The organism is Streptomyces xinghaiensis S187, assembly GCF_000220705.2.
Taxonomy (GTDB): domain Bacteria; phylum Actinomycetota; class Actinomycetes; order Streptomycetales; family Streptomycetaceae; genus Streptomyces; species Streptomyces xinghaiensis.
Genome location: NZ_CP023202.1, coordinates 5,693,766 through 5,719,302, shown reverse-complemented (window position 1 = coordinate 5,719,302; position 25,537 = coordinate 5,693,766). Strand labels below are relative to the sequence as shown.

28 protein-coding genes are annotated in these 25,537 nt (G+C 74.1%); 11 read left to right on the top strand and 17 right to left on the bottom strand.

The genetic code is table 11. The annotated features are described in order from the left end of the window. Positions 1–172: 172 nt before the first annotated feature. Both SXIN_RS24410 and hisI read right to left on the bottom strand, forming a co-directional pair. Entirely contained in the window at positions 173–1,681 is a 1,509-nt protein-coding gene (locus SXIN_RS24410) for an anthranilate synthase component I (RefSeq protein ID WP_019709508.1), read from the bottom strand. A gap of 116 nt (positions 1,682–1,797) precedes the next feature. Next, positions 1,798–2,232 carry a phosphoribosyl-AMP cyclohydrolase gene (gene hisI, locus SXIN_RS24405; RefSeq protein ID WP_019706838.1) on the bottom strand — a complete coding sequence of 145 codons (435 nt, stop codon included), beginning with the start codon at positions 2,230–2,232 and terminating at the stop codon, positions 1,798–1,800. Between the two features lie 337 nt (positions 2,233–2,569). On the opposite strand from hisI, the gene SXIN_RS24400 reads away from it, so the two are divergent. The 3 genes from SXIN_RS24400 (at position 2,570) to SXIN_RS24390 (ending at position 5,285) form a co-directional block, all read left to right on the top strand. After that, the gene (locus SXIN_RS24400; RefSeq protein ID WP_019709507.1) at positions 2,570–3,202 is read left to right on the top strand and encodes a TIGR03085 family metal-binding protein; all 633 of its coding nucleotides are present in this window, start codon (positions 2,570–2,572) and stop codon (positions 3,200–3,202) included. A gap of 292 nt (positions 3,203–3,494) precedes the next feature. After that, positions 3,495–4,259, top strand: coding sequence for a metallophosphoesterase family protein (locus SXIN_RS24395; protein ID WP_019709506.1), 765 nt, complete (start codon positions 3,495–3,497; stop codon positions 4,257–4,259). 255 nt (positions 4,260–4,514) lie between these two features. Continuing rightward, positions 4,515–5,285, top strand: a complete 771-nt coding sequence (locus tag SXIN_RS24390; protein ID WP_019709505.1) for an isocitrate lyase/PEP mutase family protein — start codon at positions 4,515–4,517, stop codon at positions 5,283–5,285. A gap of 123 nt (positions 5,286–5,408) precedes the next feature. Here the strand turns inward: SXIN_RS24390 and SXIN_RS24385 are convergent, their stop codons facing one another. Next, positions 5,409–6,140 (bottom strand): TMEM175 family protein, encoded by a 732-nt coding sequence (locus SXIN_RS24385; RefSeq protein WP_019709504.1) that lies wholly within the window; start codon positions 6,138–6,140, stop codon positions 5,409–5,411. Continuing rightward, positions 6,137–6,715 carry an ATP-binding protein gene (locus tag SXIN_RS24380; RefSeq protein ID WP_019709503.1) on the bottom strand — a complete coding sequence of 193 codons (579 nt, stop codon included), beginning with the start codon at positions 6,713–6,715 and terminating at the stop codon, positions 6,137–6,139. The genes SXIN_RS24385 and SXIN_RS24380 overlap by 4 nt, the downstream gene beginning before the upstream one ends. Positions 6,716–6,849: 134 nt before the next feature. Between SXIN_RS24380 and SXIN_RS24375 the strand changes: the two genes are divergently transcribed. Both SXIN_RS24375 and SXIN_RS24370 read left to right on the top strand, forming a co-directional pair. After that, the gene (locus SXIN_RS24375) at positions 6,850–7,800 is read left to right on the top strand and encodes a helix-turn-helix domain-containing protein (protein ID WP_238153852.1); all 951 of its coding nucleotides are present in this window, start codon (positions 6,850–6,852) and stop codon (positions 7,798–7,800) included. Then, positions 7,797–7,988: a DUF397 domain-containing protein gene (locus SXIN_RS24370; protein WP_019709501.1), complete on the top strand. Its 192-nt coding sequence runs from the start codon at positions 7,797–7,799 to the stop codon at positions 7,986–7,988. Before SXIN_RS24375 ends, SXIN_RS24370 begins: the two co-directional genes overlap by 4 nt. Positions 7,989–8,126: 138 nt before the next feature. Here SXIN_RS24370 and SXIN_RS24365 read toward each other — a convergent pair whose 3' ends face one another. Both SXIN_RS24365 and SXIN_RS32480 read right to left on the bottom strand, forming a co-directional pair. Continuing rightward, a complete protein-coding gene (locus tag SXIN_RS24365) occupies positions 8,127–8,429 on the bottom strand; it encodes a hypothetical protein (protein ID WP_019709500.1) in 303 nt (100 codons plus the stop codon). Positions 8,430–8,468: 39 nt separating this feature from the next. Continuing rightward, the gene (locus SXIN_RS32480; RefSeq protein ID WP_238153851.1) at positions 8,469–9,947 is read right to left on the bottom strand and encodes an eCIS core domain-containing protein; all 1,479 of its coding nucleotides are present in this window, start codon (positions 9,945–9,947) and stop codon (positions 8,469–8,471) included. A 314-nt stretch (positions 9,948–10,261) separates the two neighbouring features. Between SXIN_RS32480 and SXIN_RS24355 the strand changes: the two genes are divergently transcribed. Further along, positions 10,262–11,452, top strand: coding sequence for an eCIS core domain-containing protein (locus tag SXIN_RS24355; protein ID WP_019709499.1), 1,191 nt, complete (start codon positions 10,262–10,264; stop codon positions 11,450–11,452). A gap of 182 nt (positions 11,453–11,634) precedes the next feature. Further along, positions 11,635–12,120: a PH domain-containing protein gene (locus SXIN_RS24350; RefSeq protein ID WP_019709498.1), complete on the top strand. Its 486-nt coding sequence runs from the start codon at positions 11,635–11,637 to the stop codon at positions 12,118–12,120. 192 nt (positions 12,121–12,312) lie between these two features. On the opposite strand, the gene hisF is transcribed toward SXIN_RS24350, so the two are convergent. The 8 genes from hisF to hisD all read right to left on the bottom strand — a co-directional run bounded on the left by hisF (position 12,313) and on the right by hisD (position 18,465). After that, positions 12,313–13,083 carry an imidazole glycerol phosphate synthase subunit HisF gene (hisF, locus tag SXIN_RS24345; protein ID WP_019709497.1) on the bottom strand — a complete coding sequence of 257 codons (771 nt, stop codon included), beginning with the start codon at positions 13,081–13,083 and terminating at the stop codon, positions 12,313–12,315. Between the two features lie 44 nt (positions 13,084–13,127). Then, the gene (locus SXIN_RS24340; RefSeq protein ID WP_238153850.1) at positions 13,128–13,589 is read right to left on the bottom strand and encodes a RidA family protein; all 462 of its coding nucleotides are present in this window, start codon (positions 13,587–13,589) and stop codon (positions 13,128–13,130) included. A 106-nt stretch (positions 13,590–13,695) separates the two neighbouring features. Beyond that, positions 13,696–14,424 carry a bifunctional 1-(5-phosphoribosyl)-5-((5-phosphoribosylamino)methylideneamino)imidazole-4-carboxamide isomerase/phosphoribosylanthranilate isomerase PriA gene (priA, locus tag SXIN_RS24335; protein WP_019709495.1) on the bottom strand — a complete coding sequence of 243 codons (729 nt, stop codon included), beginning with the start codon at positions 14,422–14,424 and terminating at the stop codon, positions 13,696–13,698. Positions 14,425–14,545: 121 nt separating this feature from the next. Continuing rightward, positions 14,546–15,190: an imidazole glycerol phosphate synthase subunit HisH gene (gene hisH / locus SXIN_RS24330; RefSeq protein WP_019709494.1), complete on the bottom strand. Its 645-nt coding sequence runs from the start codon at positions 15,188–15,190 to the stop codon at positions 14,546–14,548. After that, on the bottom strand, positions 15,187–15,354 hold the full coding sequence (locus SXIN_RS31615) for a hypothetical protein (protein WP_019709493.1): 168 nt from the start codon (positions 15,352–15,354) through the stop codon (positions 15,187–15,189). The genes hisH and SXIN_RS31615 overlap by 4 nt, the downstream gene beginning before the upstream one ends. Beyond that, the gene (hisB, locus tag SXIN_RS24325) at positions 15,351–15,944 is read right to left on the bottom strand and encodes an imidazoleglycerol-phosphate dehydratase HisB (protein WP_019709492.1); all 594 of its coding nucleotides are present in this window, start codon (positions 15,942–15,944) and stop codon (positions 15,351–15,353) included. Before hisB ends, SXIN_RS31615 begins: the two co-directional genes overlap by 4 nt. Further along, complete coding sequence (locus SXIN_RS24320) at positions 15,941–17,122, bottom strand: histidinol-phosphate transaminase (protein ID WP_019709491.1); 1,182 nt, start codon at positions 17,120–17,122, stop codon at positions 15,941–15,943. The genes hisB and SXIN_RS24320 overlap by 4 nt, the downstream gene beginning before the upstream one ends. Beyond that, positions 17,119–18,465, bottom strand: coding sequence for a histidinol dehydrogenase (gene hisD / locus SXIN_RS24315; protein ID WP_019709490.1), 1,347 nt, complete (start codon positions 18,463–18,465; stop codon positions 17,119–17,121). The genes SXIN_RS24320 and hisD overlap by 4 nt, the downstream gene beginning before the upstream one ends. A 165-nt stretch (positions 18,466–18,630) precedes the next feature. On the opposite strand from hisD, the gene SXIN_RS24310 reads away from it, so the two are divergent. The 4 genes from SXIN_RS24310 (at position 18,631) to ybaK (ending at position 22,903) form a co-directional block, all read left to right on the top strand. Next, on the top strand, positions 18,631–20,232 hold the full coding sequence (locus SXIN_RS24310; RefSeq protein ID WP_039821739.1) for a hypothetical protein: 1,602 nt from the start codon (positions 18,631–18,633) through the stop codon (positions 20,230–20,232). Between the two features lie 171 nt (positions 20,233–20,403). Next, positions 20,404–21,591 (top strand): hypothetical protein, encoded by a 1,188-nt coding sequence (locus SXIN_RS24305; RefSeq protein WP_095757532.1) that lies wholly within the window; start codon positions 20,404–20,406, stop codon positions 21,589–21,591. 11 nt (positions 21,592–21,602) lie between these two features. Next, entirely contained in the window at positions 21,603–22,340 is a 738-nt protein-coding gene (locus SXIN_RS24300) for an LON peptidase substrate-binding domain-containing protein (protein ID WP_039821742.1), read from the top strand. Positions 22,341–22,387: 47 nt separating this feature from the next. Next, complete coding sequence (gene ybaK / locus SXIN_RS24295) at positions 22,388–22,903, top strand: Cys-tRNA(Pro) deacylase (RefSeq protein WP_095757531.1); 516 nt, start codon at positions 22,388–22,390, stop codon at positions 22,901–22,903. A gap of 51 nt (positions 22,904–22,954) precedes the next feature. Here the strand turns inward: ybaK and SXIN_RS24290 are convergent, their stop codons facing one another. From SXIN_RS24290 to SXIN_RS24280, 3 genes are read right to left on the bottom strand one after another with little or no spacing between them, the layout of a single operon-like run. After that, the gene (locus SXIN_RS24290) at positions 22,955–23,554 is read right to left on the bottom strand and encodes a hypothetical protein (protein WP_019706241.1); all 600 of its coding nucleotides are present in this window, start codon (positions 23,552–23,554) and stop codon (positions 22,955–22,957) included. Between the two features lie 59 nt (positions 23,555–23,613). After that, a complete protein-coding gene (locus SXIN_RS24285; protein WP_095757530.1) occupies positions 23,614–24,453 on the bottom strand; it encodes an ABC transporter permease in 840 nt (279 codons plus the stop codon). Between the two features lie 43 nt (positions 24,454–24,496). Beyond that, positions 24,497–25,534, bottom strand: coding sequence for an ABC transporter ATP-binding protein (locus tag SXIN_RS24280; RefSeq protein WP_019709485.1), 1,038 nt, complete (start codon positions 25,532–25,534; stop codon positions 24,497–24,499). Positions 25,535–25,537 lie beyond the last annotated feature (3 nt).

Genomic DNA, 25,537 nt, shown 5'->3' with positions numbered 1-25,537 from the left:
GAACCCCGGGCACCGTACCGGCCGCCGCCGTGCCTCTCGGAGCGGCCGGGTGTCGTCCGGGGCACCCGAGTACCGCACGGCGGAAGCGGTCGGCGCCGTCCGCTTCCGCGGTCCGGCCGGCTGCGCGCGGCCGGCCCGGTACGGGCGCGGGGCAGGGCCCGGAACGGGCGGTCTACCGCAGCCCCGACGCCATCCGTACCGCGCGCAGCACCGCCGCCGCCTTGTTGCGGCACTCGGTGTCCTCGGAGACCGGGTCGGAGTCGGCCACCACCCCGGCCCCGGCCTGCACATACGCGGTGCCGTCGCGCAGCAGGGCCGTGCGGATGGCGATGGCGGTGTCGGAGTCGCCCGCGAAGTCGAGATAGCCGACGCAGCCCCCGTACAGGCCCCGCCGGGTCGGCTCCAGCTCCTCGATGATCTGGAGGGCGCGGGGCTTGGGTGCGCCGGAGAGGGTGCCGGCCGGGAAGCAGGCGGTGAGCACGTCGAAGGCGGTGCGGCCCTCGGCGAGACGGCCGGTGACGGTGGACACGATGTGCATGACGTGGCTGTAGCGCTCCACCGACATGAAGTCGACGACCTCCACACTGCCCGGCTCGCACACCCGGCCGAGGTCGTTCCGCCCGAGGTCGACCAGCATCAGGTGCTCGGCGCGCTCCTTGGGGTCGGCCAGCAGTTCCTCGGCGAGGGAGGCGTCCTCCTGCGGGGTGGCGCCGCGCGGCCGGGTGCCCGCGATGGGGTGCAGCATGGCGCGCCCGTCCTCGACCTTGACCAGCGCCTCGGGGCTGGAGCCGACGACGTCGAAGCCGTCGAGCCGCAGGAGGTACATGTACGGGCTGGGGTTGGTGGCGCGCAGCACCCGGTAGACGTCGAGGGCGGAGGCCGGGCAGGGCGTCTCGAACCGCTGGGACGGGACGACCTGGAACGCCTCGCCGGCCCGGATGCGCTCCTTGATGTCCTCGACGGCCTCCTGGTACGCGGCGCCGCCCCAGTGCTGGGTGAACTCGGGCAGTTCGGAGGGCGGCAGGGCGGCGGCGCCGCCGGGCAGGGGCCGGGCGAGGTCGGCGGTCATCGCGTCGAGGCGGGCCACGGCGTCCGCGTACGCCTCGTCGACGCCGGTGTCGAGGTCGTTGTGGTTGATCGCGTTGGCGATGAGCAGGACGGTGCCGTCCCAGTGGTCGAGCACGGCCAGGTCGGAGGTGAGCAGCATGGTCAGCTCGGGCAGGCCGAGGTCGTCACGGGTGCTGTCGCCGATCCGCTCCAGGCGGCGGACGATGTCGTAGCCGAGGTAGCCGACCATCCCGCCGGTGAAGGGCGGCAGGCCGAGGAGGTCGCCCAGGTCGCGCGGGGTGTGCAGGGTGTCGACCGTGGCGCGCAGGGCCTCCAGCGGATCGCCGCCGGTGGGGACTCCGACGGGGGGCGTGCCGAGCCAGTGCGCCTCGCCGTCGCGGACGGTGAGGGTGGCGTCGCTGCGGACACCGACGAAGGAGTAGCGCGACCAGGAGCGGCCGTTCTCCGCGGACTCCAGGAGAAACGTGCCGGGGCGTTCGGCCGCGAGCTTGCGGTACAGGCCGACCGGGGTGTCCCCGTCGGCGAGCAGCCTGCGGCTGACGGGGATGACGCGGCGGTCGGCCGCCAGCTTGCGGAAGGTGGTGAGATCCATCGTGGCGGCGCCGGTACTCATGGACCCGGATCCTAGTGTGCGCGGCGGCTGCCACCGGGTGCGTTCCACGATGCGGCCCGCCGGGGCCCCGGCGGCGGACCGGAGGCGCCGGGGCCGGACCGAGGGGGCCCGGTTCCTCAGGCCGAGGGGCCCGGTCCGGCCGGGGCCGCCGGGCCGAGCGGCAGTTCCTGCGCGTCGAAGCAGGTGCGGTCACCGGTGTGGCAGGCGGCGCCCACCTGGTCGACCCTGACGAGCACGGTGTCGCCGTCGCAGTCGAGCGCGACGGACTTGACGTGCTGGACGTGCCCCGAGGTGTCGCCCTTCACCCAGTACTCGCCGCGGCTGCGGCTCCAGTAGGTGCAGCGGCCCGTGGTGAGGGTTCGGTGCAGGGCCTCGTCGTCCATCCAGCCCAGCATCAGCACCTCACCGGTGTCGTACTGCTGCGCGATGGCCGGGACGAGCCCGTCGGCGTTCCGCTTGAGCCGCGCGGCGACGGCGGGGTCGAGGCCGGAGGAGCCGGCCGGACCGGCGGAATCGGCGGAATCGGTGCGGTCGCGGGAGTCGCTGGACATGGGCGCCATTGTGCCGCCGCGGCGGTGGCCTCGTGAAATCGGCCGCACGGCGGGGGCGGCACTAGCACCGAAGGAGCGGCACGGCCGCGCCCGCGGCGCCCGCTCCCGCACGTCCGCGCCGGCCGGGAGCTTGCGGGAAGCCGCCGCACGCGCACGGTCCGCCGGCTCACCCGGCGCCCCCGCGGCGGCGGATCCGGCCGCGACCGCCCCGTCTCGGGGTCTCCCCCGGGCCGCCCCCGAGACCGGCCCCGAGACCGGTCCGGGTTCTCCCCCACTGCCCCCGGAACCACCGCGCGGCATCATGGCCGCTCACCCGGGACGGTCGTAGGGTGGCGGTATGTCGACCCATGCGAAGCGCGAACGCCTGCTCTTGGCCGATCTGTTGGAGAACGCGGGCCCGGGGGCCCCGACCCTGTGCGGCGACTGGACCACCCGCGACCTCGCCGTGCACCTCGTGGTGCGCGAACGGCGCCCCGACGCGGCTGCGGGCATGTTCGTCAAGCCGCTCGCGGCGCGGCTGGACCGGGTGGCCGCCGAGTTCGGCGCGAAGCCGTACGAGGAGCTGATCCAGCTCGTCCGCACCGGCCCGCCCCGGATGTCGCCGTTCACCCTCAAGCAGATCGACGAGGCCGCCAACACCGTCGAGTTCTATGTGCACGCCGAGGACATCCGCCGCGCCCAGCCCGACTGGACGCCGCGCGAGCTGGACCCCGTGCTGGCCGACGCCCTGTGGTCCCGCATCGAGAAGGCCGCCCGGATGATGGGCCGCAAGTCGCCGGTCGGCCTGGTGCTGCGCCGCCCGGACGGCCGCACGGCGGTCGCCCACCGCGGCACGCCGGTGGTCACGGTCACCGGCGAGCCGGGCGAACTGCTCCTCTTCCTCTACGGCCGCCAGGAGAAGGCGCGCGTGGAGACGGAGGGCGACAAGGACGCCGTCGCCAAGGCGTACGCGGCCAAGCTCGGCATCTGACGCGGCTGACGCGGGTGGCGGGCGTCCCCCCGGGGCGTGGTGAGGGGCCGGGCCCCCGCCGTTCCGCTCGGTGGCGACAAGACGACGAGCCGGCGGAACACGTCGGGGACGAGGAGCCGGAGCGGCCTGGGCCTGCCCCCGCGCCCGGAGCTCCACCGGATCCGGGACGTCCGCCCGGACGACCCCGTCACCCCGTACAGCCCCGACGGCCGCAACAGCCCCTGCCGGCGCAGGGCTTCGCGGTGAGTGAACCCGCCCGCGGTCCACGTCCGGTGCCACTACCGTCGCCGCCATGACGCAGCGAGTCGCCGTACTGTCCGACATCCACGGGGTGCTGCCCGCTCTGGAGGCCGTGCTGGCCGAACCCGCCGTCCGGTCCGCCGAGCGGATCGTGCTCACCGGCGACCTGGCGGCCGGGCCGCAGCCCGTCGAGACGCTGGACCTGCTGGACTCGCTCGGCGACCGGGCGCTGTGGATCCGGGGCAACGCGGACCGGGAGCTGGTGGAGGGAGCGCCGGCCGGCATCCCGGTCTCCGTCTGGGCGGCCGGGCGGCTCCGCCCGGACCGGGCCGAACGCCTCGCGGGCCTCCCGCTCACCGCCGAACTGGACGTGGACGGCCTCGGCCGCGTGCTGTTCTGCCACGGCACCCCGCGCGACGACGCGGAGATCGTCCTCGCCGACTCGTCCGGCGAGCGCTGGGCCGAGGTCCTGGCCGGTGTGGACGCCGGGGTCAAGGTGGTCGTCTGCGGCAACACGCACATGCCGTTCGCCCGGCTCGTGCACGGGCGTCTGGCCGTCAACCCGGGCAGCGTCGGCATGCCGTACGGCCGCCGGGGCGCCCACTGGGCCCTGCTCGGCCCGGGCGTCGAGCTGCGCCGCACCCCGTACGACTACGCGGCCGCCTGCGCGCGGATCGCCGCCGAGTCGGCCTTCCCGGACGCCGCCGCCTGGGCGGACGAGTACGTCCATGCCCGCAACTCCGCGGAGGACGCGCTCGCGGTCTTCGGGCGCATGGAGGGCCGCCGCCCGGCACCCGGGGACCCCGGACTGTCCTGAACAGCTTCGCGAACGGACGCGGTTGGCCAGGCCCCGGCCCTCCGTCCCCCGGGCACCGGGGACCCGCGCCTCACCGCGCCCGGCCGCCCCTGTCGGCCGGGTTCCCGCCGGGCCCGGCACGCTGTACCGACTGCTCCCCCGCCGGGGCTTCCGCCCCCGGACCCAGAGGTGTGCTGACCCGCTCCCGGGCCGTGCCGAAGCCGGGCCCACCTCGAACGGAGGCGTATTCCACGGCAGTTGCCTACGCTCACACACATGACTGCCACGACCGACACCGCCGACGGCACCAACGGAGCCGCTTCGCGGGCCGAGACCTTCCGCGCCCTCCACCACGGCCGGGCGCCCTCCGCCCCGCTCGTCCTCCCCGGCCCGTGGGACGCCGTCAGCGCCCGCGCCTTCGAGGCCGCGGGCTTCCCGGCCCTGGCCACGCCCAGCGCGGGCATCTCGGCGGCCCTCGGTCATCCGGACGGCGGCGGCACGCCGCCGGAGGAGATGTTCGCGGCGATCGGGCGGATCGTCCGGTCCGTCTCCGTCCCCGTCTCGGCGGACGTCGAGGACGGCTACGGGCTGCCGCCCCGCGAACTGGTCGAACGGCTGCTGGAGGCGGGGGCGGTGGGCTGCAACCTGGAGGACTCCGGTCCGGCGGACCACCAGCTGGCGGACCCGCGGTGGCACGCGGACTGGCTCGCGGAGGTCCGGGCCGCGGCGGGCGGCGCCCTGTTCCTCAACGCCCGTGTCGACACCTTCCTCCGCGGGATACCGGACCTCGGCGCGGCGATCGAACGCGGCCGCCTCTACCGCGAGGCGGGCGTGGACTGCGTCTACCCGATCCTCGCCCCGCCGGAGTTGCTGCCCGAACTCGCCGCCGGCATCGGCGGCCCGCTCAACGCGATCGCACTCCCCGGCGGCCCCACCCCGCGCGACCTCGGCGAACTGGGCGCCACCCGCGTCACGTTCGGCGGCGGCCTCCAGCGCCGGATCGCGGAGGAGATCGACGGCCTCGCGCGGGAACTGCGGGGCGGCTGATCCGGAGCCCGGCCCGGCCCCCGGCGGCACGGCAGGCGTACTCGCCCTCCGAGGAGCCGTCGGCCGTGTGGCCTGTACGCGTCGTCCGGACGACGGTGTGGCACCGGCCCGATCCCGCCGGTGTCACGCCTCGGGAGATCTCCCCGCAGGCTCCCGGTGCGTCGCCTCCTGCTGCGTACGCCGTCGTCTGCGGCCGATCACGATGTTCAGCGGGACCAGGGTGAGCCAGGACCACATGGCCGCCGCCGGAGAGACGAAAGCCAGCGGCACGGCGGCACCGAAGACCGCGGCGGTGACCCCCGAGTCCACGGCGAGCCGCTGCCTCCTGACCCTCGGGCCCCTGTCGGCCGGTCCGGCGGGGCCCCGGGCACGGTCCCGGGCCGTCTCGCTGCGGCGGACGGCGGCCACCAAGGCCGTATGAACGGTATTGACGGCCGCCACCGTCCCCGAGTAGACCGCCACGGCCAGTGCCTGCTCGGTGTACTCGGCGAGCAGGGACGTCGGAAACGGCAGCAGGGCCACCAGAGCAAGTCCCACCAGCGTCAGACCGAGGACCGCGCCGTCCGGCGCAGGCGCGGCGCCGAGAATGCTGCGGTGATCGCGCCAGAACTGGGCGATGACGGCAAAGCTGAGCGCGTACGCGGCGATGTTCGGCAGCACATCGAGCAGCGCCTCGTGGAAGTCCGCGCTGTCCAGCCCCGCCGGCACGGAGATGTCCAGTACCAGGAGCGTCATCGCGATGGCGAAGACGCCGTCCGACAGAGCCTCCACTCTCTGGGCGCCGCCGGCCCGAGCGGTGCCACCGCTTCCACCGAGGGAGCCCTGCCCGTCACGGTGTGGCCCGGTGTTCGTCACATCAGCCGATCCTCGCCCCATTCTTCCCCAACGGCATCCGGGACGGCGCCGTCCGGACCAGTACGCCCGGGCCCGCCCGGGCTCAGTCCGGGTGCGCGCACAGGGGTGCTTCCAGCCCTCTGACGGTCCGCGTTCTCGCAGGCCGCCGCCATGGCGCACTCCGCCCACACCGTCTTGCCGGGCCCGTTCCGGTCCTGCACACCCCAGCGGAGGGCGATCGCCTCGACCAGGGCCAGCCCCCGCCCCCGGTCGTAGACGGGTGAGGGCTCGACGCGGGCGGGGCGGCCGGGATGGGTGTCGGACACCTCGATCCGGAGGATGCCGGTCCCGGTGTCGTACGCGAGCCGCAGCGCGCAGTCCCGGCCCGGGACGAGGCCGTGCAGCACGGCGTTCGACGCGAGTTCCGCGATGACGAGGGTCGCGCCGTCGAACGCGCAGGTGCCGCGCGGGAGTCCCCAGTCGACGAGCTGATGCCCGGCGAGCAGCCGGGCAAGCCGGGCACCGCGCCGCGTGGACGAGAAGCGGTGCGCGAACGTACGTACGGTGACGGGGACTTCGGTGCGTGGTGCTGTCATGGCGGCCAGCGTTCCTGCCTGCCAGGGCAGTTGACCAGGGACGACGCTGACCCAAATTCATGCTGTATCAGCCGATTCACTGGACCGCCGCTGTGTCACTGCGTGACGATTGGCGCACCGAAAGTGGTACGAGAGTGCGGGCGGAAAGGCAGGCTGCGATGGCGGCGGGCAGCGGGGGCGGCGGCAAGCGCGGCGGAGACGAGGGTGGCACGGGCGGCGCCGGGAACGGGCGCGGAGGTAGCGGCGGTGGCGGCGGTGCCTGTGCGAACGGTGAGCCCGAGGTGTCCGACAGCCTCAAGACCTTCGGCGCGGTACTGAAGGCCCTCCGGGAGGAAGCCCGTTTGACGCAGGAGGAGTTCGCGCCCCGGGTGCGCTACTCCCAGCCATACATCGCCAAGATCGAGCAGGGCAAGCGGTTCCCGCCCCACAACCTCATCGACCGCTCGGAGGCCGTTCTGGGCCCGGCAGCCGCCCGCGTCCTGGACGCGGCGGCCCGCAGCCTCACCCGCAAGGCGGGGCTCGCCTCCTGGTTCCGGCAGTGGGCCGGGATCGAGGAGGAGGCGGTGTCGCTGTATGCGTATGAGTGCCGGGTCGTTCCGGGGCTGTTGCAGCCCGAGCCGTACATCCGGCAGATCTTCGAACGTCGCCTGCCGCCGCTCACGGAGGAGCAGTTCGAGCGTCAGGTAGCAGCCCGGCTGGCCAGACAGCGGCTCTTCACCGAACGGCCGAACACGACCTTCAGCTTCATCATCGAGCAGGCTCTGCTGACGCGCCGCTTGGGAGGCGTCGATGTCACGAGGACACTTATCGACCATCTTCTCCGGCAGGGACGCCTGCGGAACGTGGAGATCCAGGTCATGCCGCTTGAGCAGGAGGATCACTCCGGCTTCGAAGGGCCGATGTATCTGGCGGAGACGGTCGAGAACCGATGGATCGGCTACGTCGAGGGCCATGACAACAGCGCCCTCGTCACCGATCCGAAAGTAGCCAGTTCGATGCTTCAGCGCTATGGCAAGATGCGCGCACAGGCTCTGAGCCGACAGGCCACTACGAGCCTGCTGGAGCGGATGCGAGGAGCGTTGTGAACACGGCTGAACTGGTGTGGTCCAAGAGCAGCTACAGCGGCGGCGGGGGTGACAACTGCGTCGAGGTCGCCATACGTCCTGAAGACGTCCTGGTCCGGGACTCCAAGGACACCGAACGGCACCCGCTGGTCGTTTCCCCCGACGCGTGGACGGCCTTCACCGCGCAGGCGGCGCACCTGCGCGCCTGAGCCTCGCGTCCCGTCGGCGGGGTGACGGCCCAACGCGGCGGACGCGGGCAGTCCCGCACCCGGGACCTCCGCCTCACAGCTCGACCGGTGGTTCGATCGCCGGGTCCGTCCCGGAGACGCGCGGAGGACGGGGTCGGGTCAGGAGCCGCTCCTCCAGGACCGTCGCGTAGATCGCGGCGGCCGTGGACGCCGGGTGGGCCGGGGCCAGATGCCCCGGCGGTAGGAGAAGCGGCGGCCGCGGAAGGTGACGGCGGCCACCGCGCACACGGCGCGGAGGGCGCCCTCCGCCTCCCGGTCATCCGTCAGGTATTCGACGTCCAGTGACTCCAGCCGCGCGCCCCGGCAGACCGGGAAGTCCTCCAGGGCGGGGCGGGCGGCCCGCAGGAACGCTTCCGCGTAGCGCTGCGGGCTGCCGTGCCGAACCCGTTCTCCTCCGGTCATCTCTCCGTCATGCGTCGCGTCCGCCGTTCCCGGCCCGCGTCACCCCTCGCTGTTGTCGATGCTCCAGGCCCGGAACGCGCCCTTCGCGATGCGCGCCATGAGCGTCTGGAAGTCCGCCTTGACGGCCTGCGGGGTCTTGTCCTGCGGGAACAGCGGGGCGATGCCCTGGCGGTCGGCCGGCAGACCGTTCGCCAGCCGCTGTTTGTAGGCGTTGTAGACCGTCGCGATGTCGCGGCGCACCGCCTCACCTTCCCGGTTGGTGAAGACGGGAAGCCCGCGCTTGCGGTCGTCGTTGGTGGCGGCGATGGAGGCGACGTCCATGAGGAAGCAGTCGAGCAGGTCCGTGACGTCCTGCTCCCTGGCCCCCTGGACGCGGGTCTCCGCGTCCCGCAGCAGCATCTGCGCCATCTCCAGGGCCAGATCCCGGTAGACGGTGTAGCGGGGGCTGCCGGGGATGGCGCCGAGCACGTGGTCGGCCTGCTTGGCGTTGGCCGAGTTCATCGAGACGAACCCGTCGGGCCCGCCCCTGTCCTCGCTCTCCAGGCCGGGCACGGGGAAGGGCATGTCCCGGAAGCTCTCCTCCTCCCGTGCCATGTTCGGCATGCTCTCCGCGAGCGGGTGGATGCCGAACTCGTGGCAGAGCATCCCGGCGATGTAGCCGATGTCGTAGTTCTCGAAGTAGTAGGAGGCGAGGTTGACGAACACGCCCTCCTCCCCCTTGTCGATCACGTCGGCGGGGGTCTCCGTGGTGCGCTTCTCCAGCGTGATCGAGCAGTCGCGCTCCCCGAGGTAACTCCTGATCATGCTGTGTCCGGCGAGCAACTGGAGGAGCCGGCCGGCTTTGTCCATGTACTCCGGGTACTTCAGGGCCACGTTGGTGAACGCGATCCTGCCCTGCGCCAGTTTCATCCGCTGGATCGCCGGTGCCGAACGCTGCACCGGATCCGCGGTCGCCGCGCCTCCCGTACCGCCCTCGCCGGCCGGTTCCGGGCCGCTCCTCCGCTCCGCCGGACCCGACATCACCCGCGTCGCGTTGGCCTCCGCCTCGCGTTCGAACCGGTCCGAGGGGTCCGACACCTTCACACCCGCGCCGTTGTCCGTGCCCGCGACCGGGCCCTGCCGCTGCTGGATGACATGCGTCAGCTCGTGCGCGAGGGTGTGCTTGTCCGCGCCGCCGTCACCGATGACGACATGGCTGCCGGAGGTGTAGGCACGGGCGCCGACTTCGGCGGCGGACGCCTTCGCGGTGCTGTCGTTGTGAACCCGGACGTCGGAGAAGTCCGCGTCCAGCCGGCTCTCCATCTCGGCACGGGTGGTGTCGTCGAGAGGCCGGCCGGGGGCACGCAACACGTCATGGACGGCCGAGCGCTGCACCCGGGGCTGCTCGGACCGGTGGCCGCAGCCGGCGCCGTGCTGGTGCCGCTCCTGCCCGGTGAGGTGCCCGGCCATGCGGAGCAGTTGTACGACGGCCGCGTTCCCCGCGGTGGCCTGCAGCGCGGGCAGGCTGCGGGAGGGCATGTCACCTCCGGCCGCGGGGGTACGCGCCGGTGCGTGCCGCTCCTGGTCGCCGGACTGTCGGGCATGGGCGTGGACGTGCACGGCGCCCCTCTTCCTGTGATCGGATCCAACGCCCTCTGAATACGCAGGACATGATCATCGGGTCCAGGTACCGAAGGGAAGAGTTCTCTGCCCTTCCGAACGGATGGGAGCGCCCTGCCGTGACCGCTGCGCTGTTGGGACCGGTCGTCGTGCACCCTGGGCTGTCCGGCCGGGCCTTTCCCGCCTGCCTTCTCCTGTGTAAAGAGGTGAGGACGCCCAGACGAAAGGTCCCCATGCACGCGAAGAAGCAGCCGGAGAAGGACGCCGCTCGACGGCGGGTGGCGAGCCCGCCGGAGCAGGCGGCCGTGGTGGCGCAGCCCGTCGCCGGCAGCACGTCACCGCAGACGATCGCGGCTTTACAGAGCAGTGCCGGAAACGCGGGCGTCGTGCAGATGCTCCGCCGGGCCGGGCACCTCCCGGAGCAGGAACGGCACCAGCACGGCGCCGGCTGCGGCCACGGGGCCGAGCAGCCGGACGTGCAGCGGTCCCCGGTGCACGACGTGCTGCGTTCGGCCGGGCGGCCGCTGGACGAGCCGCTCCGCAACGAGATGGAGACCAGGCTGGGCGCCGACTTCTCCGACGTCAGGGTGCACACCGACGCGGTGGCCCAGCGCTCCACGGCCGAGCTCGGCGCCAAGGCGTGGACTTCGGGCAACGACATCGCCATCGGTCCGGACGGCGCCGATCCCCACACGCTCGCGCACGAGCTCACCCATGTGATGCAGCAGCGCTCGGGGTCGGTGGACGGCACGACCGGGCCCGGCGGGGTGCGGGTGTCCGACCCGGGCGACCGGTTCGAACGGGCCGCCGAGGCCAACGCGGCCCGCGTGATGTCCGCCCCGCTCCCCGACGTCCAGCGCGCACCGGAGGAGGATGCCCGGCAGGCCCCGGCCGACGCCGGCATTCCCGTGCAGCTCGCCCGGCACGCCACCGGGCCGACGGAGCGGGACCCGGACAGCGACAACTACGACTCGGACGACGACAACTTCAGTACCAGGTTCGAGTCACAGCTGCCGCAGCCAACGCCCGAGTCCACGGTGGCGAGTCTGGTGGAGCAGCAGTCCGACCAGCAGGTGACCCTCTGGCGCGGGACCTCACTGGCACGGGCCGAGGCCATGGAGGCGAACGGCAGCGCGGGGGGCGGGTCCGCCAGCGCGAGCACCACCGCTCCGGACCGGGCCGCGAGCCAAGCCCAGATCGGTTACGGCGGTCAGCTGCCGGAGTTCACCACGCGCCCCGGAATCGCCGAGGGTTTCAGCCACAAGCAGGCGCTGGTGGTCATTTCCATCGCCGCGAAGTACCTGTCCAGGGGCAGCTCGAACGAGCAGGGCTGGACCGCGCTCCCCTCCGCGCCGCTCACGGTGCTCCATCTGGTGGACCGGACGCGCGGACAGCAGTCGGGACGCACGGCGAACGCCTCCTGAGCCGCCCCGTGCCCGAACAGCGGTGACAGCGGTGCGGGCGGCCGCTGCTGAGCGCCTCCCGGTCAACGGGCTTCCTCCGGGAGTACGGCGACGCGGTCATGGGGATGCGGCAGTGTTCGGGCCCGGAACACTGCCGCACCCCCACAGGAATGCCCGGCGTCACGGATGGGACGCTTCCGCGCATGACCAGTGCACCGGAAGTGATCTGCCGTTCCCCCTACCGCGGCGCCCTGGGGTTCTTCCTCGGCCTCGGGGTGGCCGGGGCGCTCCTGGCCGTGGCGCGTGCGGCCTCCCGGGGCACACTGCTGGACATCTGGCTGGGCATCGGCCTGTTCTTCGCGGTGGTGGGCTCCGCCTCGGTGCGCTGGGTCACCGCCGAGGTGCGCGGTGACCCGTACGGCCTGCACATCCGGACGCTGCTGCGCCGCCGGAGCGTACCGTGGCGCGACATCGCCGATCTGCGGATACGGATCCGGTCCGCGGACGCCCACCGCCACGAGGAGACCCGCCGCGTCGGCCTGGTGCTGCGCGACGGACGCAAGCGGCTCCTGCGACTGCCGTACGGCGGCTCGTCCTCCGACCCGGAGTTCAACGCGAAGCTGGACGCGCTCCGCGCACTGCACCGCCGTTACGGGGCCCCGGAGTCCGACCACCTGTGCCCGCCATGATCGAGCGGCCGGGGCCCAGGGGTACGCCCCGTGACCGCATCCGGCGGCCCGCGGCGACGGCCGCCGGGCCGCAAGCCCGCCGCCGCTCCCTTCCGGGGCCCTCGTCCCGCGCCGCAGCCCCCACCCGGACCGGCAAGGGCCGTGCCGGTCGGGCTCCATGCCGGCGGGCCGGTGCGCCGGCCCGCCGCCCCCTCAGCGGACCGGGTGGCCCGCCTCGCGCAGGGCACGCTTGACCTCGCCGATGCGGAGGTCGCCGAAGTGGAAGACCGAGGCGGCGAGGACCGCGTCCGCGCCGGCGGTGACCGCCGGGGCGAAATCGGACAGCTTGCCCGCGCCGCCGGAGGCGATCACGGGGATGGTGACCTCGGCCCGCACCGCCTTGATCATCTCGGTGTCGTAGCCGTCCTTGGTGCCGTCGGCGTCCATCGAGTTGAGCAGGATCTCCCCGGCGCCCAGCCCGGCAGCGCGGTGGGCCCATTCGACGGCGTCGATGCCCGTGCCGCGCCGCCCGCCGTGGGTGGTGACCTCGTAGCCGGAGGCCGTGGTGGTGCCCTCCGGGCAGCGGCGGGCGTCGACGGAGAGGACCAGCACCTGGCTGCCGAAGCGCTCGGAGATCTCGCGGATCAGTTCGGGGCGGGCGATGGCCGCCGTGTTGACGCCGACCTTGTCCGCACCGGCGCGCAGCAGCTTGTCGACGTCCTCCGTGGAGCGGACGCCGCCGCCGACGGTGAGCGGGATGAAGACCTGCTCGGCGGTGCGCCGCACCACGTCGTAGGTGGTCTCCCGGTCGCCGGAGGAAGCGGTGATGTCGAGGAAGGTCAGCTCGTCGGCGCCCTCGGCGTCGTACAGCTTGGCCATCTCGACCGGGTCGCCCGCGTCGCGCAGATTCTGGAAGTTGACGCCCTTCACGACCCGGCCGCCGTCCACGTCCAGGCAGGGGATGACTCGGACCGCCAGGGTCATGTCGCTCGGTCTCCTCTTCGTTCTCGGTCTCTGTGTGCGGGGATCTACGCGGAGGTCTGCGCGGGAGCGGCGGGCGCGGAGCGGTCGTCGCCGCGGAACGCCTCCAGCTCCACCTCGACCAGCACCCGGGAGTCGACGAAGCCGGAGACCACGACGAGGGTCGCGGCCGGGCGCACGGTGCCGAAGATCTCCTGGTGGGCGCGGCCGACGGCCTCCACGTCGCGGGCGTGGGTCAGGTACATGCGGGTGCGGATCACGGCCCCGGCGCCGAGGCCGAACCGCGCGAGCGCGTCCAGCGCGTTGCGGAAGGCCGTCCGCGCCTGCTCGTAGGGGTCGCCCTCGCCCATCAGGTCGCCCCCGACGAGCGGCATGGTGCCGGAGACCAGCACCCGGTCCCCCGCCGCGACGGCCCGCGCGAAACCGATCGATTCCTCCCAGGGGCTGTCGGTCTGCACGCGCTGTATGGACGGGACGGCGTCGGACGGTCCGGTTCCGGGCATCGGCATCGTTTCCTGCTCCTCGAAAGCTGCGGGGACGGCATGGCGGGCGGGACGGGACGGCGGACGGGGACGGATCCGGCCGCGGCGGTGCGGGACCGCGGCCGGTCACCGCTCAGGACACCGCGGCGAGCGCTTCCTCCAGGGTGAACGCCTTGGCGTAGAGGGCCTTGCCCACGATGGCGCCCTCGACACCCTCCGGCACCAGGGCCGCGATCGCCCGCAGGTCGTCCAGGGAGGAGACGCCCCCGGAGGCCACGACGGGCTTGTCGGTGGCGGCGCAGACGTTCCGCAGCAGCTCCAGGTTGGGGCCCTGGAGGGTGCCGTCCTTGGCGATGTCGGTGACGACGTAGCGGGCGCAGCCCTCGGAGTCGAGCCGGGCCAGGGTCTCGTAGAGGTCGCCGCCGTCACGGGTCCAGCCGCGGCCGCGGAGGGTGGTGCCGCGGACGTCGAGGCCGACGGCGATCCGGTCGCCGTGCTCGGCGATGACCCGGGCGACCCACTCGGGGGTCTCCAGGGCGGCGGTGCCGAGGTTGACGCGGGTGCAGCCGGTGGCGAGGGCGGCGGCCAGGGTGGCGTCGTCGCGGATGCCGCCGGACAGCTCGACCTTGATGTCCATGGAGCGGGCGACCTCGGCGATCTTCGCGCGGTTGTCGCCGGTGCCGAAGGCCGCGTCGAGGTCCACCAGGTGCAGCCACTCCGCGCCCGCCTTCTGCCAGGCGAGGGCGGCGGAGAGCGGGTCGCCGTAGGACGTCTCGGAGCCGGACTCGCCGTGGACGAGGCGGACGGCCTGGCCGTCGCGGACGTCGACGGCCGGGAGGAGTTCGAGGCGGTGCGTGGTCATGGCGTGGCGTGCCTTCGGTGTCGGGGCGGGCGGTGGACGGGTGTGCGGTGGGGGGCCGGTCGCGCGCGGCGGGCGGTGCGCGGCGGCCGGGGCCGCCGCCGCGCGGTGCCGCCAGGGGGTGTCAGAGGGTGTCGACCCAGTTGCGCAGCAGTTGGGCGCCGGCGTCGCCGGACTTCTCCGGGTGGAACTGGGTGGCCCACAGCGGGCCGTTCTCCACGGCGGCCACGAACGGCTCTCCGTGCGTGGTCCAGCTGACCTTCGGCGGGCGGATGGAGGCGTTGCCGGCCTCGAAGTCCCACTGGCCGACCGCGTAGGAGTGGACGAAGTAGAAGCGGGTGTCCTCGTCCAGCCCGGCGAAGGCCTGCGAGCCCTCGGCCGCCTTCACGGTGTTCCAGCCCATGTGCGGGACGACGGGGGCGCGCAGCGGGCCGACGGTGCCCGGCCACTCGTCCAGCCCTTCGGCCTCGACGCCGTGCTCGATGCCGCGGGCGAAGAGGATCTGCATCCCGACGCAGATGCCCAGGACGGGGCGCCCGCCGGCCAGCCGCCGGCCGACGACCCAGTCGCCACGTGCCTCCCGGAGCCCCTGCATGCAGGCGGCGAAGGCGCCGACGCCGGGGACGAGCAGCCCGTCGGCGTTCATGGCGCGGTCGTAGTCGCGGGTGATCTCGACGTCGGCGCCGGCCCGGGCGAGGGCGCGCTCGGCGGAGCGGACGTTGCCGAAGCCGTAGTCGAAGACGACGACCTTCTTGCCGGTGCCGGTCATTCCCATACTCCCTCCAGCCGCATGATGCCCGCCGTCAGGCACATCGCCGAACTGATCGCCAGCAGCACGATGACGCCCCTGGGCAGCCCCTGCTTGGCGAAGGAGATCACCCCGCCGAGCAGGAAGAGCCCCACGACGATCAGGACGGTGGACAGCCCCGTCACAGCGCGCCCTTGGTGGACGGCAGGATGCCGGCGGCGCGCGGGTCGCGCTCGCTGGCGTAGCGCAGCGCGCGGGCGAGGGCCTTGAACTGGCACTCCACGATGTGGTGCGCGTTGCGCCCGTAGGGCACGTGGACGTGCAGGGCGATCTGCGCCTGGGCCACGAAGGACTCCAGGATGTGCCGGGTCATCGTGGTGTCGTACTCGCCGATCATCGGCGCCATCTTCTCGGGCTCGGTGTGCACGAGGTAGGGGCGGCCGGAGAGGTCGACGGTGACCTGGGCGAGCGACTCGTCCAGGGGGACGGTGCAGTTGCCGAAGCGGTAGATGCCGACCTTGTCGCCGAGGGCCTTCTTGAAGGCGGCGCCGAGCGCCAGCGCGGTGTCCTCGATGGTGTGGTGGCTGTCGATGTGCAGATCGCCCTCGGTCTTCACCGTGAGGTCGAAGAGGCCGTGCCGGCCGAGCTGGTCGAGCATGTGGTCGTAGAAGCCGACACCGGTCGAGACATCGGCCTTGCCGGTGCCGTCCAGGTCGATCTCGACGAGGACGCTGGTCTCCTTGGTGGTGCGCTCCACGCGGCCCACGCGGGTCATCGGTTCGTCTCCTTGGTGGGGTTCCCGGTGCTCAGGGGGTCCGGCCGGGGGTCCGGTGCGTTCCCCGGGCGGTCCAGGACGGCGCGTACCGCGTCGAGGAAGGCGTCGTTCTCGGCCGGGGTGCCGGCGGTGACGCGCAGCCACCCGGGCACGCCGTTGTCGCGGACCAGGACGCCCTGCTCCAGCAGCGCCCGCCAGGTCTTGTGGGCGTCCTCGAAGCGGCCGAACTGGACGAAGTTGGCGTCGGAGTCGGTCACCTCGCAGCCGAGCGCGCGCAACTCCGTGACCAGGCGGTCCCGTTCCGACTTCAGCTGCTCCACGTAACCGAGCAGGGTGTCGGTGTGTTCCAGCGCCGCGAGCGCGGTGGCCTGGGTGACGGCCGAGAGGTGGTAGGGCAGCCGCACGAGCTGGACGGCGCCGACGACGGCCGGGTCGGCGGCGAGATAGCCGAGCCGGAGCCCGGCCGCGCCGAAGGCCTTGGACATGGTGCGGCTGATCACCAGCAGCGGCCGGCCCTCGATGAGCGGCAGCAGCGAGGGCCGGTGGCTGAACTCGCCGTACGCCTCGTCGACGACGACCAGCGAGGGCCCGGCCTCCTGCGCCGCCTCGTACAGGGCGAGGACGGTCTCCGCCTCGACGGCGGTGCCGGTGGGGTTGTTGGGGGAGGTGATGAAGACGACGTCGGGGCGGTGCTCGACGATGGCCGCGCGGGCCTTCTCCACGTCGATGCGGAAGTCGGCGTGGCGGGGGCCGGAGATCCAGCCGGTGCCGGTGCCGCGCGCGATGAGGGCGTGCATCGAGTAGGAGGGTTCGAAGCCGATTGCGGTGCGCCCCGGGCCGCCGAAGGCCTGCAGCAGCTGCTGCAGGACCTCGTTGGAGCCGTTGGCCGCCCACACCTGGCCGGTGGTGACCTCGTGCCCGCAGGTGCGGGTGAGGTACTTCGCCAGCTCGGTGCGGAGCTCGACGGCGTCCCGGTCCGGGTAGCGGTTGAGAGTGCGGGCCGCCTCGGTGACGCGCTCGGCGATCCGCCGCACGATCGGCTCGGGCAGCGGGTACGGGTTCTCGTTGGTGTTCAGCCGGACGGGGACGTCGAGCTGCGGGGCGCCGTAGGCGGACTGGCCGCGCAGTTCCTCCCGGATGGGCAGGGCGTCCCAGGGTGCCGGGGTGTTCGCGCTCACGTGCTCCCGGACCCTCCGTCCGCCCGTCCGTCCGCCCGCGCTCCGGGGAAACGGGCCGTGATCGCGGCCCCGTGCGCCGGCAGGTCCTCGGCCTCGGCGAGGGTGACCACGTGGTGGGCGACGTCCGCGAGCGCCTCGCGGCTGTAGTCCACGACGTGGATGCCGCGCAGGAAGGACTGCACCGACAGCCCCGAGGAGTGGCAGGCGCAGCCGCCGGTGGGCAGGACGTGGTTGGAGCCGGCGCTGTAGTCGCCGAGCGAGACCGGGGCGTACGGGCCGACGAAGATCGCGCCGGCGTTGCGGACCCGGGCGGCGAGGGCCGCCGCGTCGGCCGTCTGGATCTCCAGGTGCTCGGCGGCGTAGGCGTCGACCACGCGCAGGCCCTCGTCCATGCCGTCGACGAGCACGATGGCGGACTGCCGGCCGGCCAGGGCCGCGGTGACCCGCTCGACGTGCTTCGTCGCGGCGACCTGCGTCTTCAGCTCGGCCTCCACGGCCGCGGCCAGCTCCGGGGAGTCGGTGACGAGGACGGAGGCGGCGAGGGTGTCGTGCTCGGCCTGGCTGATCAGGTCGGCGGCGACGTGCACCGGGTCGGCACCGGCGTCGGCGAGGACGGCGATCTCGGTCGGCCCGGCCTCGGCGTCGATGCCGATCCGGCCCTTCAGCAGCCGCTTGGCCGCGGCGACGTAGATGTTGCCGGGGCCGGTGACGAGGTTCACCGGCAGGCACTCGTCGGTGCCGTAGGCGAACATGGCGATGGCCTGGGCGCCGCCCGCGGCGTGCACCTCCGTCACGCCCAGCAGGGCGCAGGCGGCGAGGATCGTCGGGTGCGGCAGACCGCCGAAGGCCGCCTGCGGCGGGGAGCTGACGGCGATGCCCTCGACGCCGGCCTCCTGCGCGGGCACCACATTCATCACTACGGATGACGGGTAGACGGCGAGGCCGCCCGGGACGTACAGGCCGACGCGCTCCACGGGCACCCAGCGCTCGGTGACGCTGCCGCCCGGCACGACCTGCGTGGTGTGGTCGGTGCGGCGCTGGTCGCGGTGGACCAGCCGGGCGCGGCGGATCGACTCCTCCAGCGCGGCGCGGACGGCCGGGTCCAGCTCCTCCAGGGCCCGGGCGAGCGCCTCGGCGGGGACGCGGGTCCGGTCAAGCGTGACACCGTCGAACCGCCGGTTGAGGTCGAGCACCGCCGCCGAGCCCCGATGGCGCACGTCGTCGCAGAGGGGCCGCACCTTCTCCAGGGCGGCCTCGACGTCGAACTCGGCTCGTGGCAGCAGGTCGCGCAGGGCGGCCCCCTCGGGGAGGGCGTCGCCGCGCAGATCGATTCGGGAGATCACGCGGTCAAGTGTCTCAGACCCGGCACGCGGACCGGGCACCCGTATCAATCGCTGATACGGGACCCCGCGGTCACTCGTGACCATCGGCTTTCATACGGTTACCCAGCGGGCATGGGACACCTGTACGGGCCGGGACGGCCGTGCACGACGGAGGAGGACGCGCGAGTGACCGTGCCAGGGGACGGCGAGCCGCCGGCATCTCTTGAACTGACCCCCGCGGAATGGGGGATGTGGCAGGCGTTCCGCAACGGCAGCACGCACGATCTGCGCAGCCGCAACCCGCTCCACGACGATCCGGACGGGCAGCACCGCTGGGGCCCCGACCGCACGGTGCGCGCCCGCGTCCTGGCGCTGTTACTCCTCGACGGTCCGGCGCCGCAGCCGGGCCGGGTCACCGCGCTCAAGCTGAACGGTGCCTACGTCACGGGCACCCTGGACCTGGCCGGCGGCACCGTCGATCCGTACGTGGAGATGCACGGCTGCCGTTTCGAGCGGGAGATCCTGCTGCCGGAGGCCCGTTTCACCACGCTGCGGCTGGTGGGCTGCCGGATACCGCGGCTGGAGGGCGCGCGGCTGCAGACGGAGGGCGATCTGCACCTGCCGCGCTGCACCGTGCCCCACGGCATCCGCCTCACCGACGCCCAGATCGGCACCGATCTGCTACTCAACCAGCTCACCGTGGAGCGCGACCGCCGGGGCCGCTCGATCGTCGCCGACGGGATCTCCGTCGGCCAGGACCTCCAGGCCGAGCTGATCGAGTCGCACGGCGAACTGAGCCTGCGCGGCGCGCAGATCGGGGTCTCGCTCAGCCTGCGCGGCAGCAAGCTGCGCAATCCGCACGGGCGGCGGGCGCTCAACGCGCCCCAGCTCACCGTGGAACGCACGCTCTATCTGACCGCCGCCGGGCTCAGCGGCTCGCCGTTCGCCACCGGCACCACACCGCCGTACGGGGTCGTCAACACGCCGGGGAGCGGTATGCGCGTCCAGCGCTTCGAATGCGTGGGCGGGGTCCGGCTGGACGACGGGCGCTTCGGGGACGCCGTCGACTTCGAACAGGCCCGCTTCGTCATGGAGGCCGACCAGGAGCTGTCCATGCGGCGCATCCAGACGCCGGAGCTGCGCTTCCTGTGCGAGCGCCCGCACCGCGGCCGGGTGACGCTGTCGGGCGCCAAGGTGGTCAACCTGGTGGACCAGGCGTCGAGCTGGCCCGGGCCGGGCGGCCTGTCGATGGCCGGGTTCGGCTACGAGTGCCTGATCCCGCGCGGCCGGTTCCCGCTGGCGATGCGGCTGGAGTGGGTCGCGGCCGCCACCCCGGAGTACGCACCCGAACCGTACGAGCAGTTGTCGAACGCGCTGCGGGCGAGCGGTGAGGACGCCCACGCCCGCGAGGTGCTGCTCGCCAAGCAGCGGCGGCGCCGCGAAACCCTCCCGGTGGCCGGGAAGCTGTGGGGCTTCCTGCAGGACTGGACGGTGGCGTACGGGTACCGGCCTGGCCGCGCGGCGGTGTGGATGGCCTTCCTGTGGGCGGCCGGCGCGCTGCTGTTCTCCCGGATCGAGCCGCCGGCCATCAGCGACGAGGGCGCCCCGCACTGGGACCCCTGGATCTACGCCCTCGACCTGCTGCTGCCGGTCATCAACCTGGGCCAGGACACGTCCTGGCGGATGACGGGCTTCCACCAGTGGGCGTCGGTGGTCATGATCCTGCTCGGCTGGGTCCTCGCCACCACCGTCGCGGCCGGGGCCTCACGCCTCCTGCGGCGCAACTGACCGGCCGCCGGCAACGGCGGCCCGCCCCCGGGTGCGCCCGCCGCGTCACCCGGCGGCGAACTCGCGTTTTTTTACCGCTTGTTGACTGTCCCCCAGGCAACCGAAATTCCGATACCGAAGCGTCACCGGAAACTGCTGGAACGGCTACGACCTGCGCTTTTCAATGGAACCATGGTCTATTTCCGCGCGCTGGCGACCACTGCGCGCATGGTCCGCCATACCTCCCGTCTCGCCGCCGGCCTCGTTCCCGACCACGAGGTGGTGCTCGACGCGCCCGACGAACGGCTCTCCGGCGTGCTCACCGCCGCCGGGGCGGGCGACCACCGCCCCGCCGCCGCCCTGCTCGCCGCCACCCGGGACGGCGCCGAGTGGGAGTACCGCGACCGCTGCACCGACGTCCTGGCGCGCTTCGCGCAGTCCCGTCCCGACTGGTTCGGCCGCTGGCAGGCCGAGGCCGCCCCCGGCGACCCCGACCTCGCCCTGCTCCGCGCCGCGCTCGCCGTGCGCCGCGCCCGGCCGCGCGCGGACCGCGAGGAGTGGCTGCACGCCGCGGCCCCGCTCGTCCGCGCCGCCGCCGTGGCCGCGCCGCACGACCCGGTGCCCTGGCGGATCGCCCTGGACCGGGCGCGCGGCCTCGGCCTCCCGCACTCCGAGTTCGCCGGCATCTGGTCCGAGGCCGTCGCCCGCTCCCCGCACCACAGCGGCTGCCATGTGGCGGCCCTGCGCTATCTGACCGCCCGCTGCCGCTCCTCGGCCCCGGAGGACGGCGGACCGCCGCACGGCGCGGACGGTACGGGGCGGGCGGGCGCCGCCGGCGCGGAGGAGACGGAACCCGAGGAGGGCGACGTCCTCCTCGGCGCCCGCCGTCACGACGCGTGCTTCTACTTCGCCGAGCGGGCCGCCGAGGCCGCGCTCCCCGGCTCCCTGCTGCAGGCCCTCCCGGCCCGTGCCCTCCTCGGCCACGCGGGCCCGGCGGCCGGGCCCGGGACCGGGGGCACCGCCCGCTCCCGTCTCGCCGGAAGGGACTTCGAGGACCTGACGGGCATTGCCTCCCCGGGCCGGATCGACGCCGCCGTCGAACTCGCCATCGGCATGTCCGCCCGGTACGCGCCCGGCGACCCGTGGCCCGCCGAGGTCCGCAACGTCCTCGCCCTGCTGCTGATCCTCCGCGGCCGCTGGGAGGACGCCCTGCACCAGTTCCGGCTCATCGGCCCGCACGCCACGGCCTTCCCGTGGACGGCCGTCTCCGACGACCCGCTGGGCCAGTTCCTGGAGATGCGCGACGGCACCCGGCTCCAGGTGGCCGCCGGCATGCCCCTGTGGCGGCGCGGCAACCGGGCGGTGGAGACCGGCCAGTAGGCTTGGCCGTCGTGACCATCGCGCGCCTTCCGCTCTTCCCGCTGAACACGGTGCTCTTCCCGGGCCTCGTGCTGCCGCTCAACGTCTTCGAGCAGCGGTACCGCGCCCTCATGCGCGACCTGCTGAAACTCGACGAGGACGCGCGGCGCTTCGTCGTCGTCGCCATCCGCGACGGTCACGAGACGGCCCCCTCCGTCCCGGGCCTGCCGGACGCCACCGCGCTGCCCGAGCGCGGCCCCGGCGCGGGCTTCGGCGGCGACCCGCTGGCCGCCTTCCACTCCGTGGGCTGTGTGGCCGACGCGGCCACGATCCGCGAGAAGGAGGACGGCGGCTACGAGGTGCTGGCCACCGGGACGACCCGGGTCCGGCTGCACTCGGTCGACGCCTCCGGCCCGTATCTGACCGGCGAGTGCGAGGAACTCCCGGAGGCGCAGGGGGAGGGCGCGGGCGCGCTGGCCTCCGGGGTGGTCCGGGCGTTCCGTACGTACCAGAAGCGGCTGGCCGGGGCGAGCGAGCGGTCGCTGGCGGGCGAGCAGGAGCTGCCCGGGGAGCCGTCGGTGCTGTCGTACCTGGTCGCCGCGGCGGCGGTGCTCGACACCCCGGCGAAGCAGCGGCTGCTGGAGGCGCCGGACACCGTGTCCCGGCTCGCGGCCGAGCTGAAACTCCTTCGCGCGGAGAGCGCGGTGATCCGTAGCATCCCCTCGCTGCCCGCGGTCGACCTGACCCGGCAGCCGATGAGCCAGAACTAGACGGGCCCCGGCGGACCGGCCGGCGGAACGGGCGGAGGCACGCAGACGTGGCGAAGAAGAAGCAGCGACGGGGCGGAGCGGCGGCCGGTGCCGGGGGCACACCCGCCACCGTCGCCCTCACCGAGGCCGGCACGGTCTTCACGGTGCACTCCTACGAGCACGACCCCGCCGCGGCCTCGTACGGCGCGGAGGCGGCCGAGGCGATGGGGGTGGAGGCGGCCCGGGTCTTCAAGACGCTGCTCGCCGAGGTGGACGGGGCCCTGACGGTCGCCGTGGTCCCGGTCTCCGGTTCGCTGGACCTCAAGGCCCTGGCCGCGGCGGCGGGCGGGAAGCGGGCGGCGATGGCCGACCCGGCGGCGGCGGAGCGGGCCACCGGCTACGTCCGCGGCGGCATCTCCCCGCTGGGCCAGCGGCGCCGGCTGCCCACCGTGCTCGACGCCTCGGCCGCGGAGCACGCCACGATCTGCGTCTCGGCGGGCCGCCGCGGCCTGGAGGTGGAACTGGCCCCGGCGGACCTCGCCGGACTCACAGGTGCCGTCCTGGCCCCGATCGCCCGGCGCTGAAGCCGGGCGCCCCGGAGCCCCCGGCGCCGGCCCCTCCGGGTTCTCCCCCGCTCAGAGCGGCGGCAGCACCGGTTCCGGGTCGCGCGGCCCGAACAAGCCGGTGAGCGCCAGATGGACCAGCATGGCGGCGGTCGGCCACGCCAGCAGCGCGCCCTTCGCCCGCAGCTGCAGCGGCCCGTCGAAGGTGACGCCCTTGCCCACCTCGCGGGCGTGGGCGACGACGTCCGTGGTCGGCCCGAGGGCCACGCCGAGCCGCCAGGCGATCACCGAACCGAGCAGCCCGCCGACCGCCAGGGCGGCCACCAGCGGCACGCCGCCGCGCCGGAAGAGCAGGAAGACCAGCAGCGCCCAGACCGCGCCGAGGGCCAGGCCCAGCAGGACGAAAGTGCCGTCCGCGCCGATCGCGTGCTCGCCCTCGGTGTTCTCCAGAAAGACGGCCTTGCCGTCGGAGACCAGCGGCACGCGCGGCGCCAGCCACAGCCAGGCCAGTCCCAGCAGCAGTCCAGTGACGGTGACGGCGAGCCCCACGAGAACGGCCCGGCGCAGCTCGCCGGGCTCCAGGCCCGCGGACGGCGGGGCGCCGAAGGAGGGCTGCGGCACGGAGTCATCGGGGGAACGGCCGTGGGGCGGCGGTGTCAGCGGTGCGGTCACCCCGCCATCGTGCCAGGTGCCGTACCGTCCTCCCTCCGCAGGAGGGCCGTCGGGGCGGCTCACCGCAGCGCCGCCCTCCGGTAGGCCCAGGTCGCCGCGGCCAGCGAGACCACGCCCACGGCGGCGCAGACGGCGAGGTCGAGCCCCAGGGCGGCCCAGTCGGGGCGGGTCTCGAAGGCCCGGGCGAGCGCCTCCACACCGTAGGTGGAGGGCAGCAGGTCGCGCGCCCAGGCGACCGGTTCCGGCAGCCGCGACGCCGGCAGGACGCCCAGCAGCAGCGCCACGGACATGCCCAGCTGTCCCAGGAGCGTGGCGATCTCCTGCCGGGGCGCCAGCAGCCCGAGCGCGGCTCCCAGGCCGGCCAGGGCGGCACCGGCCAGCGGGATCACCGCGCCGAGGACCCAGAGCTGGCCCATCGGGAGCTGGAACATCACACTGCCGGCCACGGCGACGAAGACCGTCCCGGGCACCGTGAACGAGGCGTACGCCCCGGCGGCGCCCAGCACCACGGCCGCGGGCGGCACCGGCAGCGTCGCGTAGTGGTCCAGCCCGCCGCCGGCCCGCAGCCGCCCGAAGTACTGGGCGAGCAGATTGAGCCCGACGAAGGCGACGACCAGCACGCTCGACCCGGCCACCACGGCCCGCGCCTCCTCGCCGCTGTGGACGATGCCGCGCATCAGCACCATGATCCCCAGCGACTGGAAGGTCGCCACGAACAGCAGGGGGATCCGGGCCACCCGGGCGCGCGAGAGCTGCGCCCGGTAGACGGCGGCCAGCGCGGGCAGCAGCCGCGCGCGGGGCGCGAGCGGCGCGGGCTCAACTCCGGGGGCGGCCGGTCCGGCCGGTCCGGCCGCTACGGGGGCCGCGCCGGGCACGGCCCGCGCGGACACGGCGCTCACGTCCCGCCGCTCCCGTCCGCCGTGGCCCTGCGTGTACCGCCGGTCACCCCTTCACCAGCCCTTCCGTGCCGTTTCCGCCGAGCGCGAGATAGACATCCTCCAGGCTCGGGGTGGCCAGCGTGAAATCGTCGAGCGCCGCGAACGCCGGACCGCCGGTGACGGCGGCGACCAGCGCCCGGGCCCGTTCCTGCGTCAGCCGCAGCGTCCAGTGCCGCCCGGTTTCCGTCGCGGCCTCCCGTACGGCGGCGACCTCGGGAACGTTCAGCGGCGGCCGGTCCCGCCACACCAGCTCCAGCCGTACCTCGCCGTCCACCAGCGCCTTGAGCCCGGCCGGGGTGTCGCAGGCGATGACCCGGCCGCGCTCCAGCACCGCCACCCGGTGGAGCACCGTCTCGGCCTCCAGGACGTTGTGCGTCACCAGCAGGACGGTCGCCCCCCGCTCGGCGCGGCGCCGGTCCACGGCCGCCCAGACGGCGCGCCGCGCCACCGGGTCCATGCCGGTGGTGGGCTCGTCGAGGACGAGCAGCGGACGGTCGCCGACGAGCGCGGCGGCGAAGCAGGCGAGCCTCCGCTGGCCGCCGGAGAGCCTGCTGAGCGGCTTGCCGGCGAGGGCGGCGAGGCCGAGTTCGTCGAGGACGGCATCCCGCTCGGCGCGGGCCGTGCGCCGGTCCAGGCCGCGCAGCCGCCCGGTGGTCTCGGCGGCCAGGGCGACCGTCAGCTCGTCGAGCGCCGTGGACTCCTGGCCGAGGTAGCCGATGAGCCGGGCGGCGCGCTCGGGATGGCGTACGAGGTCGTGGCCGAGCACCCGGACCTCGCCCGCGTCGGGGCGCATGAGCCCGGTGAGCTGGCGGACGAGGGTGGACTTGCCGGCGCCGTTGGGTCCCAGCAGGCCGAAGATCTCACCGCGCCGCACCGTCAGGTCGATGCCGTCGCTGGCCCGGACGGCCGGATGGGCCGGGGCGCCGCGGCGGGCGCGGGCGGCCGCATAGGTCTTGACCAGGCCGCGCACCGAGCAGACCGGCGCGGCGGCCGCCGCCGCGCCGCCGGCGCCGTGTGCCGCCTGTGCTGTGCCCGTGCTCACGGT

What these genes read in the sequence shown, in the direction of transcription:
- SXIN_RS24410 (WP_019709508.1), bottom strand. Translation starts at nt 1,681, where the DNA reads ATGAGTACCGGCGCCGCCACGATGGATCTCACCACCTTCCGCAAGCTG.
- hisI (WP_019706838.1), bottom strand. Translation starts at nt 2,232, where the DNA reads ATGTCCAGCGACTCCCGCGACCGCACCGATTCCGCCGATTCCGCCGGT.
- SXIN_RS24400 (WP_019709507.1), top strand. Translation starts at nt 2,570, where the DNA reads ATGTCGACCCATGCGAAGCGCGAACGCCTGCTCTTGGCCGATCTGTTG.
- SXIN_RS24395 (WP_019709506.1), top strand. Translation starts at nt 3,495, where the DNA reads ATGACGCAGCGAGTCGCCGTACTGTCCGACATCCACGGGGTGCTGCCC.
- SXIN_RS24390 (WP_019709505.1), top strand. Translation starts at nt 4,515, where the DNA reads ATGACTGCCACGACCGACACCGCCGACGGCACCAACGGAGCCGCTTCG.
- SXIN_RS24380 (WP_019709503.1), bottom strand. Translation starts at nt 6,715, where the DNA reads ATGACAGCACCACGCACCGAAGTCCCCGTCACCGTACGTACGTTCGCG.
- SXIN_RS24365 (WP_019709500.1), bottom strand. Translation starts at nt 8,429, where the DNA reads ATGACCGGAGGAGAACGGGTTCGGCACGGCAGCCCGCAGCGCTACGCG.
- SXIN_RS32480 (WP_238153851.1), bottom strand. Translation starts at nt 9,947, where the DNA reads ATGCCCTCCCGCAGCCTGCCCGCGCTGCAGGCCACCGCGGGGAACGCG.
- SXIN_RS24355 (WP_019709499.1), top strand. Translation starts at nt 10,262, where the DNA reads ATGCACGCGAAGAAGCAGCCGGAGAAGGACGCCGCTCGACGGCGGGTG.
- SXIN_RS24350 (WP_019709498.1), top strand. Translation starts at nt 11,635, where the DNA reads ATGACCAGTGCACCGGAAGTGATCTGCCGTTCCCCCTACCGCGGCGCC.
- hisF (WP_019709497.1), bottom strand. Translation starts at nt 13,083, where the DNA reads ATGACCCTGGCGGTCCGAGTCATCCCCTGCCTGGACGTGGACGGCGGC.
- SXIN_RS24340 (WP_238153850.1), bottom strand. Translation starts at nt 13,589, where the DNA reads ATGCCGATGCCCGGAACCGGACCGTCCGACGCCGTCCCGTCCATACAG.
- priA (WP_019709495.1), bottom strand. Translation starts at nt 14,424, where the DNA reads ATGACCACGCACCGCCTCGAACTCCTCCCGGCCGTCGACGTCCGCGAC.
- hisH (WP_019709494.1), bottom strand. Translation starts at nt 15,190, where the DNA reads ATGACCGGCACCGGCAAGAAGGTCGTCGTCTTCGACTACGGCTTCGGC.
- hisB (WP_019709492.1), bottom strand. Translation starts at nt 15,944, where the DNA reads ATGACCCGCGTGGGCCGCGTGGAGCGCACCACCAAGGAGACCAGCGTC.
- SXIN_RS24305 (WP_095757532.1), top strand. Translation starts at nt 20,404, where the DNA reads ATGGTCTATTTCCGCGCGCTGGCGACCACTGCGCGCATGGTCCGCCAT.